Here is a 20,752-nt window from a genome sequence, read left to right as displayed (position 1 = left end):
TTATCTTATAATTTATAACTAACTTCCACTTTAAATTGCTATTTTTATATTTAGTTTTACTGATGTATTTCTACTGGTTCGTTACCTATATATACATCCTTAATTTTATTAACTACTGTTTCTTCTTTATTCTCATTTCCTATTACATTAAAAAATATATTTAATAAAATTGCAGATATACTTCCTGTAGTTATCCCACTATGAAAAATTGTTTGCACCCATGTTGGAAAATTATCATAAAACGTTAAATTAGCTAATGGTATCATTGAAAGTCCTATACTAACAGCAACTATTACTGAATTTTTATTTCCATCGAAATTCACTTTTGATAGTGTTTTTATTCCTCCAACTAGAACCATTCCAAACATTGCAAATCCCACACCACCTAGTACTGGCTTCGGTATAGCACCCATCGTTGCAGCAAATTTTGGTGTAAAGCTTAATATTAAAAGAATTATTCCTGCATAAATGCCTATAAATCTAGATTTTATATTTGTTAATCCAACAAGACCTGTATTCTGAGCAAATGGTGTAATTGGAAAAGTATTAAATATACCTGCCAAAAATGTTGAAATACCATCTCCTGCTAAACCTTTCCTTATATTTTCTTCAGTAACTTCCTTGTCTGTTATTTCATGTATTGCTATCATGTTTCCAACTGATTCAGTCATTAAAACAAGCATTATTAGAATCATAGAAATTATTGCTGATATATTAAATGTAGGCATTCCAAATTTTAAAGGTACATTTAAACTAAACCAAGCTGCATCTTTAACTTTACTAAAATCATCCATTCCGAAGACCATAGCTAATAAAGTTCCTATTACTATAGAAAAAAGTATTGCTGCACTATTCCAAATTCCTTTTATATATTTAAATAACAATAGAGTTATAACTAGAACTGCTAATGCTAATCCCACCTCTTGCGTAGTTGCTGGTTTGGCTATTCCTCCAGTTATCCATTTTATGCCTACTGGCATTATAGAAATACCTATTACTAACACAACTGTTCCTGTAACTACCTTTGGAAAAAATTTTATTAATTTACCAAATACAGGTGATATAATAAAACAAAATAATCCTGCTATAATTACTGATCCAAAAACAGTTGTCATTGCCAGATGCTTATCACCATGAGCTCCTGCAATAATTGCAAGAATTCCAGATACTGCCGCAAAGCTTGTACCTTCTATAACCGGTATTTTAGCTCCTGCAATATTTTTTAGACCACACCCTTGAATCAGAGTACCTATTCCAGCCATAAATAACCCTGCATTTATAAGAAAAACTATCTCTAAATCATTTAAACCTGCTGCTTCTCCAATCATAAGTGGAACAGCTACTGCACCCGCACACATTGACATTACATGTTGAAGTGAAAATATCCATGCCTTTGAAAAAGGTATTTTTTTATCAACTGCAGGTATTAAATTAGCCCCATCCTTTTCTCTCATACTTTCAAATCCCTTCAATTAATTCTATTAAAGTTAATCTCATTATATTTTTCTATATTTAATAAATATCTCATAATCCACTTTTTCGCCTATGATAACGTTATCTTATGTAATATCTAAATTTACACCATTATAAAAAAAATCTAAAATCTCTCACTATAATTAACTGTTTTTATATTTTCACCTTACTACTATCTGTATTTTTAACTGTAATATAAGAACTACCTTAAATTTTACTTATTTTTGATGTTCATTTTATTACTAGTAAGTAGCATATTTCATGCCAAAGTTAGATTTGATTTTTTCGCGTTTTTACACTAATTTTCTATTATTTATTAATTAATTTAACCGTATTTTTTCTTATCTAATGAAAAATTTTGAAAATTTAAGTAATTGTTTATATATTCATTGAAAATTTAAATTTTCAACATATATATTTTTATCATTTTGGTAATTTAAAATGATCAAATTGCATATTATTCTATAAGATATCTATTAAAATTATCAAAAAGATAACATTTTTATCACTTTGATAATTTTAGCTTTATAAGTGAATTTATGTATTAAGAAATGTAAAAAGGTATGTTAAATTTAGAATGTTTAATAATTAAGGCACATGAAAGATAATAAGTCATTAGTAAAAGGACTTATTATCTTTCATGTGCCTAATAATTTTTAGTATCTTTATTATTCATCAAGTATTTTGTTAATTAATGTGCTTTTTCCGCACTGTATTTTTCCTGTAATTAATATATTTTTATACATAGTTAAATTCCTATTATAATTAATATGATGAGGTAGATATTCCACCTCATCATATTAATTATAATGTAGCAATTACTTCTATTTCTACTGGAGCGTCCATAGGTAATTTAGCAATTTGCACACAACTTCTTGCGGGGAAATTTTGTGTAAAAAATTTTGCGTATACTTCATTTACAGCTGAAAAATCATTTAGATCTTTTACAAAAACTGTAGTTTTAATTACATTGTCAAGATTTGTTCCTGCTTCTTCCAAAATAGCTTTACAATTTTCTATACTTTGCTTAGTTGCCTTTTTTATTTCTGTTTCTAATACCTTTGTCTTTGGATTTATAGGTAATTGACCAGATGTATATACTAACTTATCTATAATTACTCCTTGTGAATATGGTCCAATTGCTTCTGGTGCATTTGGTGTATTAATTATTTTCTTCATAATAAATTCTCCTTTTACTTTTAATTATATTGCATTGATAATGCATTTTTAGGACATCTAGTTACACATAATCCACATCCAAAACATTTCTTACTATCAATGATTAGCTTATTTGAAACTTCTATTGCATCATATACACAACTTGTTTTACAAATCCCACATTTTATACAAACATCTTCTTTTACAGTAGGTGCTATTGACTCTGTTCTGAAGTTTCTTTCCTCACATTTTTTATGAGCAAGTCCTATTATCTCATTTACATCTTTATATCCATGACTATCTAAAAAGTCGTTTAATTCCTTAGCAATTTTTCCATAAATACTTGGTCCTTTTAAAATAGCTTCTGTGCATACTTGTACAGATTGTGCTCCTGCCATTAACATTTCAGCAGCATCTCTTCCACAAGTAATTCCTCCTACTCCTATTATTGGTATCTTTATTACCTTAGAAGCATCATAAATATTTCTAATAGCTACTGGTTTTACTGATGAACCTGATAACCATCCATATCCTGTTTGACTTCCCATAATTGGATATCCTGTTTCCACATCAATTGCCATACAAGGTCCTACTGAATTTATCATTACAAGTCCATCTGCACCTGCATCTTCTAATGCTTTAGCTATTTTTTGAATATCTGTATGAGGACTCATTTTCATAAATACAGGACAGTCAAGTGCTGCTTTTGCTGCTTTCATTGCATCAACTATTGGAGCAATATCAGTTCCAACATAATGAGTTGATAGCTCAACAGCATCTGCATATGGTTTTACTAAAGGTACAACTTTTTTTATTTGATCTGCAGTATATCCCATACTAATTATCATTGGTACTCCAGCTTCTTTTGCTCTTTTATATTCTTTTTCTATCCATTGCTCTTTTGGAAGTTCTGACCAAAGTTCTGTATTTAAAAAACCTGCATTGGTTTTTGCCATACAAGGTCTTGGAACATCTGCTGGCTTTTCAGATATTGTTTTTGTAACTAATCCACCAGCACCTCCCTTTACTGCTAAAATACATAATTCTCCATCCTTTGCACCAGGTCCCGCTGCTGTGAATATTGGGTTATCAAACTCCATTCCGAGTATATTAACTTTTAAATTTGCCATAATACTGTTCCCCCTATAAAACCTCATATAGATTAATCTACTATTTTAATTTTTCCCATAATTTTCGTGCTACTTTTCTTGATTTTTTTAATGTTTCTTTTTCATCTAATGTCATAATTTTTCTATTTTGCATTATAACTTTTCCATTAATTATTGTTGTATCCACACATCTTCCACTCATACCAAACATTATATGACCATTTAAATTATTTTCATTCATAGGTGTCAATGGATTATAATCAACAATTATTAAATCAGCATATGCTCCTTCTTTTAATATTCCAAGTGGTTTTTTAAAATACTTAGATGCTATATTTCTATTGTTTTCAAATAGCATTTTATTAGTTTCTACAAACCCTACATTAGAATCACTTAAATTGTGTTTATGAATTATATTTTCAACCTTCATTGATTCAAACATATCTGATGTATATCCATCAGTGCCAAGACCAACTACTACTTCATTTTTCATCATTTCTATTACCGGGGCACACCCAACAGCATTTCCCATATTTGATTCTGGATTATTAACTACATTAGTATTAGTTTCTTTTAAAATATCAATTTCCCTTTTATTTATGTGAATGCAATGAGCACATATTGTTTTTTCTCCCAATATTCCAAAATCATTTAATCTCTCTATTACTCTCTTGCTGCTGCTTTTTAAACAATGATTTAAATCATCGATTCCTTCTGCTGCATGAATATGATATCCTATATCAAGGCCTTCCAAACTATTAACACATTTTTTTAAACTATCATCACTAAGAGTAAATGAAGCGTGCATTCCAAACATGCCTTTTACCATATCATCTTCTCTTTCATTTGATGCCTTAATAAAGTTAACGTTTTCTTCTATACCTTCATTTAGAATTTTCTCTCCATCTCTATCGGAAACTTCATAAGCATAAACCCCTCTAATACCTAAATGAGTAGCTGCATCTGCTATAGTAAATAAACTTCTACTTGCTGACATAGGACTAGCATGATGATCAAATACAGTTGTAACACCATCTTTAACACACTCAATTAAAGTTGTATAAGCACTATATTTAACATCTTCTAATGTTAACTTCTTATCTATTTTCCACCAAACATTTTCAAGAATATCAACAAGACTTTTTGATAGCGGATTATTTAATGTTAGTCCCCTTGCAAATGCGCTATATATATGATGATGAGTATTTATTAATCCTGGCATTATAACTTTTTCCTCTGCATCTATAAACTCATAATATTTATATTTTGCTTTTAGCTCATCTGTATTACCAACTTCTAGTATCATATTGTCTTTTATTGCAATACAACCATCTTCTAAATAGGGTTCTTTATTATCTTGAGTTATTACCCTTCCATTCCCAACTAATAGCATTGTGCCACCCTCTTTAACTTAATTTTTTATTTATTATATTGGCCTCTCCAAACTATCTCTTTATACTTATCTGGATCTGTATCTCCCTCTGTACTAAATAATAATACTTTTGAATTTTCATCTAATTCTAATGATTCTTTTAAATCTTTATATTTATCATTTTTCATTATTTCATAAAGTAATCCTGAAGTAACAGCACCTGATTCACCTGAAATAACCTTTTTATCTCCTCTTAATGAATTACCAAGTATTCTCATACCATTTGCTGCAACATAATCTGGTGATGAAACAAATGTGTCAGAGTACTCTTTTAAAACTTTCCAACCAATTGTATTTGCTTCTCCACAAGCTAATCCAGCCATTATTGTTTGCATTTCTCCGCCTACAGCTATTAAATTTCCATCATTAGCTTTTGCTGATTTGTATAAGCAATCTGCTAAGTTTGATTCTACTATTACTGTTTTAGGACAGTTCCCCTTAAATACAGAAGCAAAGAATCCTTGTATTGCACCTGCTAAAGAACCTACACCAGCTTGTATAAATATATGAGTTGGTCTTTCAACTCCATATTCAGTTAATTGATTTAATGCTTCAAGTCCCATAGTTCCATATCCTTGCATTATCCAAGCTGGAATTTCTTCGTAGCCTTCCCATGCAGTATCTTGTATAACTACTCCATTATTTTCATCTGCATATTTAGCTGCAAGTCTTACTGCATCATCATAATTCATATCAGTTATAGAAGCTTCTGCTCCTTCTTTTCTTATATTTTCTAATCTTGTTTTTGATGATCCTTTTGGCATATAAACTACTGATTTTTGTTTTAACTTATTGGCAGTCCAAGCTACTCCTCTTCCATGATTTCCATCTGTAGCTGTTACAAATGTAATTTCTCCAAGTTCTTCTCTAAGCTCTGGTGAAATTAACTTTTCATAAGGTAATTCAGATATATCTCTATTTAATTTTTGTGCCATGTATTTTGCCATGGCAAAAGAACCACCTAACACTTTAAATGCATTTAATCCAAATCTATATGATTCGTCTTTTATATAAATACCACCTAATCCTATATCCTTACTTAAATTTTCTAAACTAACTAATGGTGTTTCCTTATATTGAGGAAAACTTTTATGAAAATCTCTAGCTTTACTTATCTCATCTTTATTTAAGAAATCTAGTAAATTTTCATTATTAGTTTTAGGTAGTTGATTTTTTTTCCACTCTATATTTTCCATTATTTACCCCTCCAGTTAATGTTTATTTAAAGCCTACTAATACTTTATTCTAGTACCAGTCTTTCCAGTTATACCATCCTTTGCTTTTTCAAGAAGAGTAATCAAAGAATATCTACCTTCTTTTGATGAAGCAAACTCTATTCCAGCTTCTACCTTTGGTTTCATTGAACCTGGTGCAAAATGACCTTCTTCTAAATACTTTTTCATATCAGTTACATTAACATCAGCTAACCATTGTTCATTTTCTTTACCAAAATTTATAGCAACTTTTTCAACAGCAGTTAAAATAATTAAACAGTCTGCATCAAGCTCTTTGGCAAGTGTACAGCTTGCAAAATCTTTATCAATTACAGCTCCTACACCTTTTAAGTGATTTCCTTCTTTTATAACAGGAATTCCACCTCCACCACAAGCAATTACAACTTGGCCATCTTTAATTAAACTCTTTATTGTTCCTATTTCCACAATACTAACTGGTTTTGGCGATGCTACTATTCTTCTATAACCTCTACCAGAATCCTCGATGACATTATCTCCATTTTTAATAGCAATATCAGCTTCTTCCTTTGTCATGAAACTTCCTATTGGCTTAGTTGGATTTTTAAAAGCCTTATCCTTTGAGTCTACTTCAACTTGTGTAATAATAGTTGAGACATTCTTATTTATATTTCTATTTAATAATTCTTCTTTAATTTGATTTTGCAAATCATATCCTATATATCCTTGACTCATAGCAACACAAACTGACATAGGACAAATAGAATATTTAGGATCTAATTTATGAAGTTCACTCATAGCTACATTTATCATTCCAACTTGTGGACCATTTCCATGAGAAATAACAACTTCATTTCCATCTTCAATTAAATCAACGATTGCTTTGGCAGTAGTTTTTATAGCAGTCATCTGTTCTTTTAAAGTGTTACCTAATGCATTTCCGCCTAATGCAATTACAATCTTCTTTTTCATATTTCTCACCTCAACATCTATGTTTTAAAGCAAAGTGGCTATGCCACCTTTTTAGTTGAGAGTGGAAAGATGAGAGTTGATAGTTTTGGTTAAAAGTATAAAAACTTTCTAAAATAATATATTTTAAAATTCCATGCTGGAATTTTTCCTTCACTCTCCACTTTCCACTCTCAATTCTCAACTAAATATAATTCTATTCAAAATGACGTGGTTTATCTTTTTCAACTAATTTAGCTAAAGTTTCTTGAGGATTTTTAACCTTACTTAGGAAAATCATAGCAGCTATAATATATGGCTTAAAGCTTGCTTCTTTATATAATGATTTTCTATATCTATCAAATACACTAGCATCAACTTCACCAACTTCACAGCTTACGCCTGTAATATCTGCTGGTAAACAATGCATGTAGATAGCCTTGCCATCTTTAGTAAGCTTCATTAATTCCTCAGTACATTGCCAATCAATATGATCTGCATTTTGTTTTAATAATTCTTTTTCTAGTTCATCAATACCAGCTTGATCTCCTTTTGCATATAAATCTGTTCTTTTTTCCATTGCAATATAAGGGGCCCAGCTCTTTGGATATACTATATCAGCATCTTTAAATGCTTCTTCCATAGAATTTGTTTTTGTAAATGATCCACCTGATTCTTTTGCATTTTTCTTTGCAACTTCTTCAACTTCCCCCATAACTTCATAACCTTCTGGGTGAGCTAATACTACATCCATTCCAAATCTAGTTAATAATCCAATAATACCTTGTGGAACTGAAAGTGGCTTACCATATGATGGTGAATAAGCCCAAGTCATAGCAACTTTTTTACCTTTTAAATTTTCAACACCACCAAGTTCGTTTATTAAATGAAGTGTATCTGCCATTGCTTGTGTTGGATGGTCTATATCACATTGTAAGTTAACAAGTGTTGGTCTTTGTTCTAATGTTCCATTTTCATTACCTTCTTTAACATATTCTGAAACATTTTGCATATAAGTATGACCTTTTCCTATAAACATATCATCACGAATACCAATAACATCTGCCATAAATGAAATCATGTTAGCAGTTTCTTTTACTGTTTCTCCATGTGCCACTTGTGATTTACCTTCATCTAAATCTTGTACTTCAAGACCTAAAAGATTACATGCAGATGCAAAACTAAATCTTGTTCTTGTTGAATTATCCCTAAATAATGAAATTCCAAGTCCACTATCAAATATCTTTGGAGATACATTATTTTCTCTTAACTTTCTTAAAGCTTCTGCTACTGTAAAAACAGCTTCAAGCTCATCATTAGACTTCTCCCAAGTTAGCATGAAATCATTCTCATGCATATTCTCAAAATTTAATTTATTTAATTTATCAATATATTTATCCATTATACTCATTGTAAATCCTCCAATATTTCTTCTTTATTTTTTATTAAAACTTGTGTTTCTAATAGTGTTGATATTGTAGTATAATATCAGCATTTACTTAAAACATAGCTTTATTTATCTTTACAATAGATTGTTGGTACTGCAGCATATACAGCAGCACATCTTACTAAATCAGCTTTCCAAGTCTTTTCATTTGGAGCATGTGCTTCTTCTTCTTTACCTGGTCCAAATCCTATACATGGAATTCCATATCTACCCATTATTGATACTCCATTAGTTGAGAATGTCCATTTATCAACTAGTGGTTTTCCATACATGCCTTCATAAGCTTCAACCATTGCTTTAGTTGCTGGTGCATCTTCTGGTATTACCCAAGTTGGGAAATAACAATCTGTTGGATATACAAGATTTGTCCAACTTGGTCTTTCATATTTATACATAGTTACTTTTGCATTATATTTTTTAGCAAATGGAAGATTTCTTACTTCTTCTAATGCTGATTCAAAAGTTTCTCCATCAGTTAATCTACGATCTAAAGAAATTGCACACATATCTGCTACTGCACAACGAGATGGTGAATTATAGAACACTTCTGAAACGGTTACAGTTCCTTTGCCTAAGAATTCATCATAGTGTAAATTATCATTTAATACTCTAACCTCTTGTAATATATCCGCCATTTTATAAATTGCGTTATCTCCACGTTCTGGAGCAGAACCATGACAAGATACGCCCTTAACTTCAACTCTTATTTCCATACGACCACGTTGACCTCTATAAATATTTCCATTAGTTGGTTCAGTTATTACAACAAATTCTGGTTTTACCTTATCTTCATTGTGGATATATTGCCAACATAATCCATCACAATCTTCTTCTTGTACTGTACCAGTTACTAACACTGTGTACTTATCAGATAAAAGATCTAGATCTTTCATTATTTTAGCTCCATAAGTTGCAGAAACTATTCCTCCTAATTGGTCAGACGCTCCACGTCCACCTATTTCTTCATCTGTTTCATATCCTTTATAAGGATCAAATGTCCAGTTGCTCATCTCACCTATTCCAACTGTATCAATATGTGCATCATAGGCAATTAAAGTTTTACCAGTTCCCATATATCCTAAAACATTTCCCATTTTATCGATTTCAACTTTATTAAAACCAAGTTTTTTCATTTCTTGTGATATTCTTTTTATCACTAGCTCTTCATTAGCACTTTCTCCTGGGATAGCAATTAAATCCCTTAAAAACTTTGTCATGTCTGCTTCATAAGCCTTTGCTCTTACCTTAATGTTTTTAAAATCCATAGTTATTCCCCCGCCTTTTTATGAAAATATTATTTTATATCATTGGTTTGATGATTTTATTTATATATCACCACTAACTATTACTTTAGCAATTACCTTGCCAAAACTGAGAAGTATTTTTTTCATTTTTTATGAAAAATCCCCCCTATACCTTGCTTAACAGCATTATTTTAATCACTTATTTTATTTTTAAAGTAAGTAATTATCATTTTGATAATTATTTTTATCAAAATAATAAGGAACATAAAAAAATAACAGACCAATATACCTATATATTGTATCTGTTAAATTCTGTAATATGCCTGATTTTAAGCTTATTTTAGTTAGCTAAAGTTAACATAATAAAATATAATTTATCATAATGATAATTTGTATTTTATTCTTCTATTTTTCTATAAAGAGTAGCTATTCCTATACCTAATTTTTTTGCCACTTTCATTTTACTTTTCGTTGAATTTCCATACTTTGCTAAAGCTTTTTTAATATATATCTTTTCTATTTCCTTTAATGTCATTATGTCATCATCTATACATATTTCATCATTTCTATTTTTAAGTTCCTCATTATAACTTTGTACAAATGATGTTGGCAACATAGATTTTTCAAGTATCCCATTTTCACCTGATAAGCTAACCATAAATTCTACTATATTTTCTAATTCTCTTATATTTCCTGGCCAACTATAATCCTTAAATATTTTAATTAATTCCCTGTCTATAGTATGTATATACTTATTACATCTTGCATTATACTTTTCTACTAACATTTTAGTTATTAATACAACATCATCTTCCCTATCCCTTAAGCTTGGAACTTCAATAGGAATTATATTTAATCTATAATATAAATCTGCTCTAAATTTACCTTCATCAACTAGTTTTTTTAAGTTCTTATTTGTAGCTGCTATTACTCTTATATTTAAATTTATCAACTTATTTGAACCTATTTTTACAATGGTTTTTTCTTGTAATACTCTTAAAATTTTTACTTGAAGATATAACGGCATATCACCTATTTCATCTAAAAAAATCACCCCATTATTAGCAAGTTCAAATTTTCCTATTCTTCCCCCAGAACTTGCTCCTGAAAATGCACCTTTAACATATCCAAAAAGTTCACTTTCTAATAAATTTTCTGGAATAGCTCCACAGTTTATAGCTATAAATGGCATATTTTTTCTATTACCTTCGGAATGTACTGCTCTAGCTACTAACTCTTTTCCTGTGCCACTTTCTCCTGTAATTAAGATTGTAGCATCAGTATATGAGACTTTTTTTATTTTCTTTTTAAGTTCTACTATATTATCTGCTTGTCCAATTATTGAATCACAGTTAATACTATTATTTTTTAACTCTTCTTCAATAGTAATTAGTTCTTTAAAAATAATTATTTTGTTACAATCTTTATTATTGATATAGTTTTCTACTACCTTTCCTATAATTTTAAATTTTTCATTCTCAATATTGAAATTATAAATACCTCCTTTTGGAGTATATTCATCTGTTTCTTCTATAGTAACTTTTTTACCTACAATACTTGGCTTAACTTTTAATAACTTTAATGCATTATTATTGGCTGTTATAATTTCATTTTTTATATCTACAGTTATAATTCCATCATCTATAGAATTTACTATTTCTTTGAAAAATTTAATACTATTCTCATTTTCGAATATTTGATTTTGTTCTATTACTTTAATTGAAATAAATTCAGCTATTTGTTCTAAAAACTTAATCATAATAGCTAAATTGCTTTTCAATTTATCCTTTTGACCTTCATTAGAACATACTAAACCTATTACTCCAAATGTAGTTTCTTCATATTTAATAGGTACACATATTTCCATAAATTCATTGCAGTTTCCTCTTTTTTTACATTCATCACATAATTTATCTTTTCCTGGATTTTCTATAACTAATGTTTTTCCTGTATCTAAAGCCTTCTTATATACATAACCTTGATCTTTTATGTTTTCTCCAATTCTTTTTTCATATATTCCTGTTGCAGCAACTCTTACTAATTTATCATCAACTATCTCCACATCTATTGTTAACAAATTTGATAATAATATAGAATATTTATTTATTATTTCTTTTATATTAACTAAAGTTATTTTCATTTTATAACCCACCTATATCTATTAATATTTATTTAAATTTTCTTACTTTTCTTTCAATTTTACCACCTTACCATTATACCATATAGTTACTTCACTTCTAAGTATAACCATATATTTTCCTGCATTTATTATAGTATTCATTTTATTCTAGTATATTGATAGAATAAAGTTGTTGTATAATGCTTTGTTAATATAATTTTATGTGCAATAAAAAGAGCTAATGGATTTGAAATATTATTCCTTAAGTCCATTAGCTCATTATCACTATTCCTATATTTTGTTATTTATTAATACTCATTACGTATGTCTCATGTATTTTTAAGGTTAACTTCAAAGCTTTTGCTATTAATGTAGTTATAACTAAAATTACCTTTTATTTTTAACTACAACACAGTTCCTTCCCATTCTTTTTGCCTCATATAAGTTCTTATCTACAAGAGGCATGATATCTTCTGACTTTTCTGTTGCTGCACCACCAATACTTAATGTAATCTCAACTTTACCATCAGCACATTTCATATGATCCGTTACAATATGAATTGATTCAGCAAGTGAAATCATTTGTTCTAAAGTTTTCTTCTTACTAATAATACAAAATTCATCACCGCCATATCTAAAAAGTGTTGAATTACTATCTAATAATTCCATTATTATTTCAGCAATTTCTTTTATTACTTTATCTCCAATTTCATGTCCATTACCATCATTTATCTGTTTAAAATAATCAATATCATACATAAGTATTCCAAAGGATACATTTTCCCTTTGAATTTTTCTATATACCTTATTAAAATATCTACGATTATATGACTTAGATAATTCATCTATGACACTGGATTTTTCATTGTATCTAACCATACATACTAAAATTATTATTATTATTACAACAATACACGATGCAGTAATAATTATCTTATATAAATCATTCATTTTATATTTCTGAATTAAAAGTGTAATATTAGTTTCATTTGAATTATACATATGAGCTCCAGTTTGAATATTTCTTAATTGATATTCTTGAGGATACAATCTGATTAGTTTTAATGTGTAATTAGAAATAGTTTTTTCTATTTCTATAGGTAAATCAAACCTATTTTCTTCATCAATCATAGTAGTAATATCAATAAGAAAATTTAATAATATACTATTTTGATTGTATATTAATGCATATGTAAATATCTCATCCATATAATGAGTAAGACCATCATAGTCTTGGGTTAAAAGTCCTACTTTTGCTTGCATTTCTAGATAAGGAAATAGTATTCCTGATACCCATAGTATTCTTGATGGATATGTTTCATAACTGTGTATATATTCTCTAATTTCATTTAAATTCTTCTTACATTCATCATATTTTTTTTCATTTAATAAAATTCTAGCTAAAACTATTTTTCGCCTTTGTTCCATAGATTCATATTCTATTTTATTTTCGCTATCATGCTCTAAAGCTTTATTATAATATTCCATTGCTAATTCCGAACGATTAGTTCTTGCATAGATCATAGCTAATGTTGTATAACAATATTCATAAAAAAACTCTTCCATTTCACATCTGCTTGCATAATTTAATGCTCTATCTAAGCAAGATTCAGCTATATCATATGTATAAAAGTCAATGTATATCTGTGAAATATCAGCATAAGACCACGCTGCAATATCCCACTGTTTTGATAACCCTGATTCTATTTGTGTTTTTACAAAATTATCTATAGCATCATCTAAATTTTCCCAATCAAATAAATCTAATATATATAATTTAGTTAAATTGAGATGGAATTTAGCTATGTTTCTTCTATCTAAATTAGGATTTTTACTTATAAACTCCTGCATATCTAAAATTTCTTTTTTATTATCATTATCATCTACAACAAAAGATTCTATCAATTGATTTAAGTCATCTGAATTTTTGTTCTGTTCATGTTTATTAAAAAAGTACAATGTCCCTACTATGTTTATTCCTACTATTATTGCTACTATAATAATTATATATTGTTTTTTTAATTGTTTCATATATTTACCTTATTCTTTTACTCTATTTTTAAGTTTAATTTTCACTTTTTAAATTAACAGTAATAAATATTTTACTAAATAAGAAACGGTACCATTAGAAGCTGGAAGTCAATTGGCTACCAGCTTTTTTCTACAAAGTTTAGTAAATCATTATCTACAAACTAAAAAAATCATACTACATTTTTATATGCAGTATGACTATTATTAGTATAACATAAAATTTGGTTTTTCACGATAAATATGGATTTAATGAAAACTTTCCTGTTTATTTCACTTCTTGTATTATTTTTTTTACTATTGGAATTACATAACCACTTCCACCTTTGCCTTTTACATCTTCTACAAATGTAGTTACTAAAATGTTATTATCTTTATTTGTTGTGGTTGCTACTACCCATCCTATCTCAGTACCTGTTTTATCATCTTGAGCTAACTTTATCTCAGCAGTACCTGTTTTAGCTGCAATATTAATTCCTTGTTCCGCCAGTGCATGTGCAGTCCCGCTCAATTTACTTACTACACTTTCTAAATCATTTAATATAATTCTAGCGGTTTCATTTGCAATAACATTATCTTTCCAAATGCTTTTCTCAGGACTTTCTTTATATTCTAAATAAGGTTTTAAAATATCTCCCTCATTAGTAAACATTGTATACATCATAGAAAGTTGTAATGGATTCATTAAAATATCACCTTGTCCATATCCACTATCAGCAAGTAATATTTCATTGTTAATTCCATCTTTCGATGAAAATTGAGAAACTGAAACACCATATTCAAATGGAATTTTTTCACCTATTCCAAATTCCTTTAGCTTTTTCTCAAAATTTTCTGCACCTATATCTAATGCAACTCTTGCAAAATATATATTATCAGAAAATATTAATGCATTCTCTAAATTAGCAGGTAATTCATAAGCATGAACCCTTGTTACCTTATATCCACCCCATGAGTCATCTTTTTGCCACTTTAGTCCTACTATTCCTTTATCCTCATTAGGATCAAGTACTTTTTCTTCTATGCCTATAGCTGCTGTAATAGGTTTAAATGCTGATCCTGGAGTTATATTACTTTGAAATCTATTGTATAATGGCTTACTTTCATTAGTATTTAGATCATTCCATTTCTCAGTTGACAGCCCAAGAACAAAATCATTTGGATTATATGCTGGTGTACTTACAAGAGCTAAAACCTCACCGGTATTAGGATTTATACTTACTGTAGCTCCTTTGTTATCTTCTAAAGCGTCATACGCGATTTCTTGAATATTACTGTCTATAGTTAATTTTATATCCTCTCCATTTTTAATTTCCCTATTATAAATTACTTTAATCTCATTTGAATTTTTATCAACTATATTTATTTTTATTCCATCAATGCCTCTTAATCTATCCTCATATATTGCTTCTAGCCCAGCCTTCCCTATTACTGATGAATCAGAATAATTCTTATCACTATTTTTTTCTAAATCTTCTGCTGTAACATTTTGAATATATCCAATTAAATGTGCTGCTTTAGCTTCTAATGGATAAATCCTTGAAGGCTTGTCTTTTATGACTACACCTGGAATTTTTGATGCTTTATTAACTATATCATTACTATAAGAAACAACTTTAATTGGTACAAACATATTTGGTTTAACATATGACTGACTTAATTGTTTCTCTATGTACTCACTAGATATTTCTAACGTCTTTGCTATCTCATTTATGGCTTCTTTTTGATTTTCTCCAAGCTTTTCAATAACAATTCCTATTTCAGCTACATCATCATCAGTGGCAAGTTTAATATTATTTCTATCTAAAATATCGCCTCGTCTAGACTCTGTTATTTGAACTTTAACTTTGTAGTCATTATTAAGTTCAGGAAAAATTAAATTTGAAGACCAATTTACTTTAATCTCATCATGAACTCTATTTATATCCATTGTATTATTAAAATTTAGATTTCCTGCAATAGTGTTCATATTACATTGAAATGTTGCTAAGATATCACTACCATCTACTTTCACTTTTGTACTATCTATTGTTATATTTTTGGCTCCTATTCCTTCATAAATATTTTTATTTCTTTCTATGAATTCATCTTTAGATATTTCATTTTTACTTTCATCAGATAACTTATCATACATTAAATCATACTTTTTCTCATTTAATAATTGAAAATATTCCTGTACTAAGTTTTCACTTTGTTTTACATTTATACTATTTGCTTTCATAGATGCAAATATAAATGCTGCTACTACTAGAATTCCTATAATTGTTAATGAAAAAATAAATAGTCTTTTTATTTTTTTCTCCAATAAAAACTCCCCTTTTATATTTAGTATGTTAAATAAAATCCAAACAAAATTACGTATTAAATTAATAACATTATATAATAAAGCTATTAATTAGAAAATATAAAAAAGCTTAAACATTCTCTAATATGTTTAAGCTCTATACAATCAGTAAAAAAAATGATGCTATGTTAATTGTTAATATAAAAAAGAACCTTGATTTCTCAAGATTCTTATAACTAACCCTTTACTACTATTAACATCATTTTAAATTTTTCAGTTGCTTCTAATGCATGAGGAATGTTAGCAGGCATAACTATAAAGTTTCCTTCTGTAACAATTACCGGCTCATTCTCTCCAATTGTTATAGTAACTTCACCTTCTGACACATAAACTAATGCATCTCCTGGTGCTGAATGTGAACTTATTTCCTCTCCTTTATCAAATGAAAATAAAGTTATACCTACATTTTGTGTTTGGACTAATGTTTTACTAACTACTTGTCCTTGAGCATAATTCACATCTTCTTTAAGTGCTAACACCTTTGCAAATTCTATATTCTTAAAAAATTTTCCATTCATAATCTTTTCCTCCTAAATTTATTATCTATTCTTAAAACTTATTTTTTATTTAACTTATGATCTTATTATAGCTTTATTGATTTTAATAAAATGTGATTTAAATCAAAACTTCAATTAAAATTTATTTTTTCATCTATATATATTGCTATTGTTATAAATTAAGATATATTTATAACACACTAAAAAGCTCTGTATAATAAAAATAGAGCTTATCATTGCCAAATAGGTAATAATAAGCTTTTGTTTTTTAATAAATATATTCTATTAAAGATCTATCTCTATTTTATTATGGTATTTAGAACTTAAATATAATCTTTTAAGCCTTCTTCATCTAAAATTATAATATTCTTTGTTCCTACTATTTTTATTAATTTCTCATCTTCAAACTTTTTTAATTTTCTACTTATAGTTTCCCTTGTTACTCCAATATAATTAGCCATATCTTCTCTTGATAGTGGTAATTTTATAGATATGTTTTTTTCTATTGACTCCCCATATTTTTTTATTAAATCTATTAGTAAATAAGCCATTCTTGAATCAACATCATTAGTTGCAAGATTCTGCACAAGATTTTCTACTTTTGCTAATCTTTCTCCTACAGTTTCTAATACTTTTATTCCAATCTCTGGCTTTCTCATAATTATATCTTTCATTTCATCTTTAGTAAGAGTACATATCTTAGAATTTACTATTGCTTTCGAATTAAATCCATACTTAGAAGGTTTTATCAAATCTAATTCTCCAAAAAGGTCTCCCTCTGAAAGTACATGTAATATCTGCTCCTTGCCATCCTTAGTATACTTATATAATTTTATCTTTCCTTTATTTACAAAATAGAGTGTATTAGCTACATTTCCTTCAGTAAAAATAACGTCTCCTTTACTATATTCCTTATGATTAATAGTTTTTACAATCTCTATTAACTCTTCATTATTTAAATTTTCAAATATTGGAACCTTGCTTGCACAAAGTTCTCCATTACAATTATTACAGCAATTACTACAATGATTACTCATAACATCACTCTCCCTTGTATTTATATATCTTTTTCTTGTATTAACGATTTATTCAGATAATAAAGTTTTTATGTACCTAATATTAGGTACATAAAAAAAATAATAGATCAGTATTCTTGTCTATTATTTTCTTTCATATACTTTATAATAAAAAATACTCAAAGAATAAATTACACTTTAGGTGTAAATCCACAATACCCTATTTCATCACATCTTCTCTTCATATCCTTCCATATTTGTTTTTCTTTTATAGATTCTAGTGCTGTAGGGTATAAAATATAATTTTCTTTAAATATATGATCTCTTAAGTTAAATATAATATATTTTGCTGTATCATCAACTCTTTCTTTAAACTCATTAAATTCTAATTGAGAAACTTCATCAGCTAGCTGTTTTAATGACTTTTTCTTAGCTCTTAAATCATCATGCTCCATTCTCATAATTCTAGTTGGACCAGTAATCTTTCTATCTTCCATCTCAGTAAACAACACTTTTTCTTCCCTTTGATGGTGATTTTCTGCATCTAATATATTATTTACAACAGTTTTTAATGCTTCAAATTCTTCTAAACTGCTGTTATAGCTTACTAATTTTTGAATTTTAGAATTAATTTCTTCAAGTTCTGTTAAAAACTCAAGAATTTTATCATGCTCAGCAATAAGTGTATGCACAACATGACCTGGTTCAATTTTTGTTTTAATTTTATCAAGTTCGCCTTTTAGAAGTTCCATGTGAATGTCACAAAGATACCTTAAATCTTGAGGATTCATTCCTTTTTCTATTAAATTTTGTTCTGCAATTGATAACTCAATAGGATTTATATTGGAAACAATATCTAAAGCCTCTTTTCTTAGAGATTCTGTTACACCAACCTTATTTAATTTTTGTAAAACTTCAGTTAATTTTTCTATCTTTTTATTATCCATTTTAATTCCTCCTTATATAAACTAATTTTCAGATTCCATATTTCTATGTCTTAATTCTACTTACCTTTGATTTATAAAAATGTGATTTAAATCAAAATTCACAAAATAAATACTGATATCAAATAAAAAAAGCTTTATCTATATATTTTAGATTAAAAATCTAATAATAATAAAAAGACAATAAACATTATCTCATCACATACTTCATAAAATGATAAGCAGTGATTGACCTCTGCAAGTTCAAGCTGTCGCTTTAATTTTTCTCGAAATAATATCAAAAATGCCAACATCTTAATTGATGTCGGCAAAATGTTGGCAAATAGCCTATTTATCCTTTTTGTTGATCTTGGACTTTTAACTTCAAACCTTTCAAGTTCCAAATAGTCTTTCATTGTTTTCCAAACTAATTCAAATGTATATTCAAAGCATTGATTCAATGCCTATTACTTGATTAGCTTAACTATAGTTTCAGCGTGAGGTGTGTTTGGGAACATATCTTTCACTTGTGTTTGGATTATTTTATAACCTCTTTCAATTAATACTTTAAGGTCTGTTACTAAAGTCTTTGGATTACATGAAACATATATTATTTCTGGTGCATTAAATTTAATTACGTAATCTAAAGCTTTAGGATGGACTCCACTTCTTGGCGGATCTAATATTATTATATCTGGTTTATCTTTTACTGTTTTTATTATTTCCGCTACATCTCCTGCCAAGAATTCGCAGTTATTTAATCCATTTAATTTAGCATTTTCTTTTGCTGCTTCAACAGCTTCTTCTATAAGTTCTATTCCTACAACTTTTTTAGCGTTAGGAGCAACTATTTGACCTATTGTTCCTGTTCCACAGTAAAGATCAAATACAACTTTATTTTCTGAACTTCCCATAAAGTCTCTAACTAATGAATAAAGGCTTTCTGCACCTTTTGTGTTAGTTTGAAAGAATGAGAATGGTGAAATTTTAAAATTAAGTCCTAATAATTTTTCTTGTATATAATCTCTTCCATATAATACATTTACCTTTTCTGGTATTACTGCATCTGAGAATGAATTATTTTCAGTGTGAAGTATTGATACTAATGTACCCTTATAATCTTGAGATTTTAATAATTCAACATATTCACTTAAATCAAAATCTATTTGAGTAGTTGTAACAAGATTTACTAATATTTCACCTGTATTTTGAGCTTTTCTTATTACAAGATGTCTTAAATATCCTTCTCTTTTCATAACTCTATAATATGGTAAGTCTTGTTTTCCGAAATAATCTGCAGTTAATCTTATTATTCTTCTATAGTCTTCATCAACTATCTTACAATGATCAACTGTCATTATTCCAAAAGATTTACCTCTCATATGCATTCCAATTGAAAGATCTCCGCCTTTTTCTTCATCACCAAATGTGAATTCCATCTTATTTCTATATTCCCATTGCTCTGAACTTCCAAGTACCCCTAAAAACTCTCCAGTAGTTACATCAGCTTCTTTAAATAAATCTTTTATTTCATCTTCTAAAACTTGTAACTGCTTTTCATAAGATAATGTTTGAGATGAGCATCCTCCACAAAATCCAAAATGAGGACATATTGCATCTATTTCATAATCTGCTCTTTCCTCTACACCTGTTAATTTTAATTCAGCGTATTCTTTTCTGTTCTTTTTAACCCTACCAGTTACTACTTGACCTGGATATGTATTTTTAACATATACTGGCTTATCTTCTAAATATCCTATTCCTGTCGATGGGAATTGTGTTTTTTCAATTTTAACTTTTACTTCGCTTCCTCTTTTCATA

15 protein-coding genes are annotated in these 20,752 nt (G+C 28.3%); all 15 read right to left on the bottom strand.

Annotated features, from left to right (window positions below; translation table 11 throughout):
- Window positions 1-56: 56 nt before the first annotated feature.
- Entirely contained in the window at window positions 57-1,454 is a 1,398-nt protein-coding gene (locus RGC78_RS01720; RefSeq protein WP_252214592.1) for a nucleobase:cation symporter-2 family protein, read from the bottom strand.
- 823 nt (window positions 1,455-2,277) lie between these two features.
- Complete coding sequence (locus RGC78_RS01715; protein WP_309555903.1) at window positions 2,278-2,652, bottom strand: RidA family protein; 375 nt, start codon at window positions 2,650-2,652, stop codon at window positions 2,278-2,280.
- A 20-nt stretch (window positions 2,653-2,672) separates the two neighbouring features.
- Window positions 2,673-3,761: a 4Fe-4S binding protein gene (locus RGC78_RS01710; RefSeq protein ID WP_309555902.1), complete on the bottom strand. Its 1,089-nt coding sequence runs from the start codon at window positions 3,759-3,761 to the stop codon at window positions 2,673-2,675.
- Window positions 3,762-3,801: 40 nt separating this feature from the next.
- Window positions 3,802-5,133, bottom strand: coding sequence for a putative aminohydrolase SsnA (gene ssnA / locus RGC78_RS01705; RefSeq protein ID WP_252214589.1), 1,332 nt, complete (start codon window positions 5,131-5,133; stop codon window positions 3,802-3,804).
- Window positions 5,134-5,159: 26 nt separating this feature from the next.
- On the bottom strand, window positions 5,160-6,368 hold the full coding sequence (gene dpaL, locus RGC78_RS01700) for a diaminopropionate ammonia-lyase (RefSeq protein ID WP_252214588.1): 1,209 nt from the start codon (window positions 6,366-6,368) through the stop codon (window positions 5,160-5,162).
- A gap of 36 nt (window positions 6,369-6,404) precedes the next feature.
- The gene (arcC, locus tag RGC78_RS01695) at window positions 6,405-7,337 is read right to left on the bottom strand and encodes a carbamate kinase (protein ID WP_252224515.1); all 933 of its coding nucleotides are present in this window, start codon (window positions 7,335-7,337) and stop codon (window positions 6,405-6,407) included.
- Between the two features lie 193 nt (window positions 7,338-7,530).
- Entirely contained in the window at window positions 7,531-8,724 is a 1,194-nt protein-coding gene (ygeW, locus tag RGC78_RS01690) for a knotted carbamoyltransferase YgeW (protein WP_252214585.1), read from the bottom strand.
- A gap of 101 nt (window positions 8,725-8,825) precedes the next feature.
- Complete coding sequence (locus RGC78_RS01685) at window positions 8,826-10,025, bottom strand: YgeY family selenium metabolism-linked hydrolase (RefSeq protein WP_252214582.1); 1,200 nt, start codon at window positions 10,023-10,025, stop codon at window positions 8,826-8,828.
- 376 nt (window positions 10,026-10,401) lie between these two features.
- The gene (locus RGC78_RS01680; protein WP_252214579.1) at window positions 10,402-12,144 is read right to left on the bottom strand and encodes a sigma-54-dependent Fis family transcriptional regulator; all 1,743 of its coding nucleotides are present in this window, start codon (window positions 12,142-12,144) and stop codon (window positions 10,402-10,404) included.
- 366 nt (window positions 12,145-12,510) lie between these two features.
- Window positions 12,511-14,154 (bottom strand): tetratricopeptide repeat-containing diguanylate cyclase, encoded by a 1,644-nt coding sequence (locus RGC78_RS01675; protein ID WP_252214576.1) that lies wholly within the window; start codon window positions 14,152-14,154, stop codon window positions 12,511-12,513.
- 265 nt (window positions 14,155-14,419) lie between these two features.
- On the bottom strand, window positions 14,420-16,456 hold the full coding sequence (locus RGC78_RS01670; protein WP_309555900.1) for a penicillin-binding transpeptidase domain-containing protein: 2,037 nt from the start codon (window positions 16,454-16,456) through the stop codon (window positions 14,420-14,422).
- A 215-nt stretch (window positions 16,457-16,671) separates the two neighbouring features.
- Window positions 16,672-17,013 (bottom strand): cupin domain-containing protein, encoded by a 342-nt coding sequence (locus RGC78_RS01665; RefSeq protein ID WP_252232416.1) that lies wholly within the window; start codon window positions 17,011-17,013, stop codon window positions 16,672-16,674.
- A gap of 302 nt (window positions 17,014-17,315) precedes the next feature.
- Window positions 17,316-18,029 carry a Crp/Fnr family transcriptional regulator gene (locus RGC78_RS01660; protein WP_309555898.1) on the bottom strand — a complete coding sequence of 238 codons (714 nt, stop codon included), beginning with the start codon at window positions 18,027-18,029 and terminating at the stop codon, window positions 17,316-17,318.
- A gap of 170 nt (window positions 18,030-18,199) precedes the next feature.
- Window positions 18,200-18,955, bottom strand: coding sequence for a DUF438 domain-containing protein (locus tag RGC78_RS01655; protein WP_309555897.1), 756 nt, complete (start codon window positions 18,953-18,955; stop codon window positions 18,200-18,202).
- 443 nt (window positions 18,956-19,398) lie between these two features.
- Window positions 19,399-20,751 carry a 23S rRNA (uracil(1939)-C(5))-methyltransferase RlmD gene (gene rlmD, locus RGC78_RS01650; RefSeq protein WP_309555895.1) on the bottom strand — a complete coding sequence of 451 codons (1,353 nt, stop codon included), beginning with the start codon at window positions 20,749-20,751 and terminating at the stop codon, window positions 19,399-19,401.
- Window position 20,752: the final 1 nt, after the last annotated feature.

It is taken from the genome of Clostridium aquiflavi (assembly GCF_031344075.1).
Lineage (GTDB): Bacteria > Bacillota > Clostridia > Clostridiales > Clostridiaceae > Clostridium > Clostridium aquiflavi.
The sequence above is the reverse complement of the archived record's forward strand: the minus strand, read 5'-3'. Positions and strand labels throughout refer to the sequence as shown.

What these genes read in the sequence shown, in the direction of transcription:
- RGC78_RS01720 (WP_252214592.1), bottom strand. Translation starts at nt 1,454, where the DNA reads ATGAGAGAAAAGGATGGGGCTAATTTAATACCTGCAGTTGATAAAAAA.
- RGC78_RS01715 (WP_309555903.1), bottom strand. Translation starts at nt 2,652, where the DNA reads ATGAAGAAAATAATTAATACACCAAATGCACCAGAAGCAATTGGACCA.
- RGC78_RS01710 (WP_309555902.1), bottom strand. Translation starts at nt 3,761, where the DNA reads ATGGCAAATTTAAAAGTTAATATACTCGGAATGGAGTTTGATAACCCA.
- ssnA (WP_252214589.1), bottom strand. Translation starts at nt 5,133, where the DNA reads ATGCTATTAGTTGGGAATGGAAGGGTAATAACTCAAGATAATAAAGAA.
- dpaL (WP_252214588.1), bottom strand. Translation starts at nt 6,368, where the DNA reads ATGGAAAATATAGAGTGGAAAAAAAATCAACTACCTAAAACTAATAAT.
- arcC (WP_252224515.1), bottom strand. Translation starts at nt 7,337, where the DNA reads ATGAAAAAGAAGATTGTAATTGCATTAGGCGGAAATGCATTAGGTAAC.
- ygeW (WP_252214585.1), bottom strand. Translation starts at nt 8,724, where the DNA reads ATGAGTATAATGGATAAATATATTGATAAATTAAATAAATTAAATTTT.
- RGC78_RS01685 (WP_252214582.1), bottom strand. Translation starts at nt 10,025, where the DNA reads ATGGATTTTAAAAACATTAAGGTAAGAGCAAAGGCTTATGAAGCAGAC.
- RGC78_RS01680 (WP_252214579.1), bottom strand. Translation starts at nt 12,144, where the DNA reads ATGAAAATAACTTTAGTTAATATAAAAGAAATAATAAATAAATATTCT.
- RGC78_RS01675 (WP_252214576.1), bottom strand. Translation starts at nt 14,154, where the DNA reads ATGAAACAATTAAAAAAACAATATATAATTATTATAGTAGCAATAATA.
- RGC78_RS01665 (WP_252232416.1), bottom strand. Translation starts at nt 17,013, where the DNA reads ATGAATGGAAAATTTTTTAAGAATATAGAATTTGCAAAGGTGTTAGCA.
- RGC78_RS01660 (WP_309555898.1), bottom strand. Translation starts at nt 18,029, where the DNA reads ATGAGTAATCATTGTAGTAATTGCTGTAATAATTGTAATGGAGAACTT.
- RGC78_RS01655 (WP_309555897.1), bottom strand. Translation starts at nt 18,955, where the DNA reads ATGGATAATAAAAAGATAGAAAAATTAACTGAAGTTTTACAAAAATTA.
- rlmD (WP_309555895.1), bottom strand. Translation starts at nt 20,751, where the DNA reads ATGAAAAGAGGAAGCGAAGTAAAAGTTAAAATTGAAAAAACACAATTC.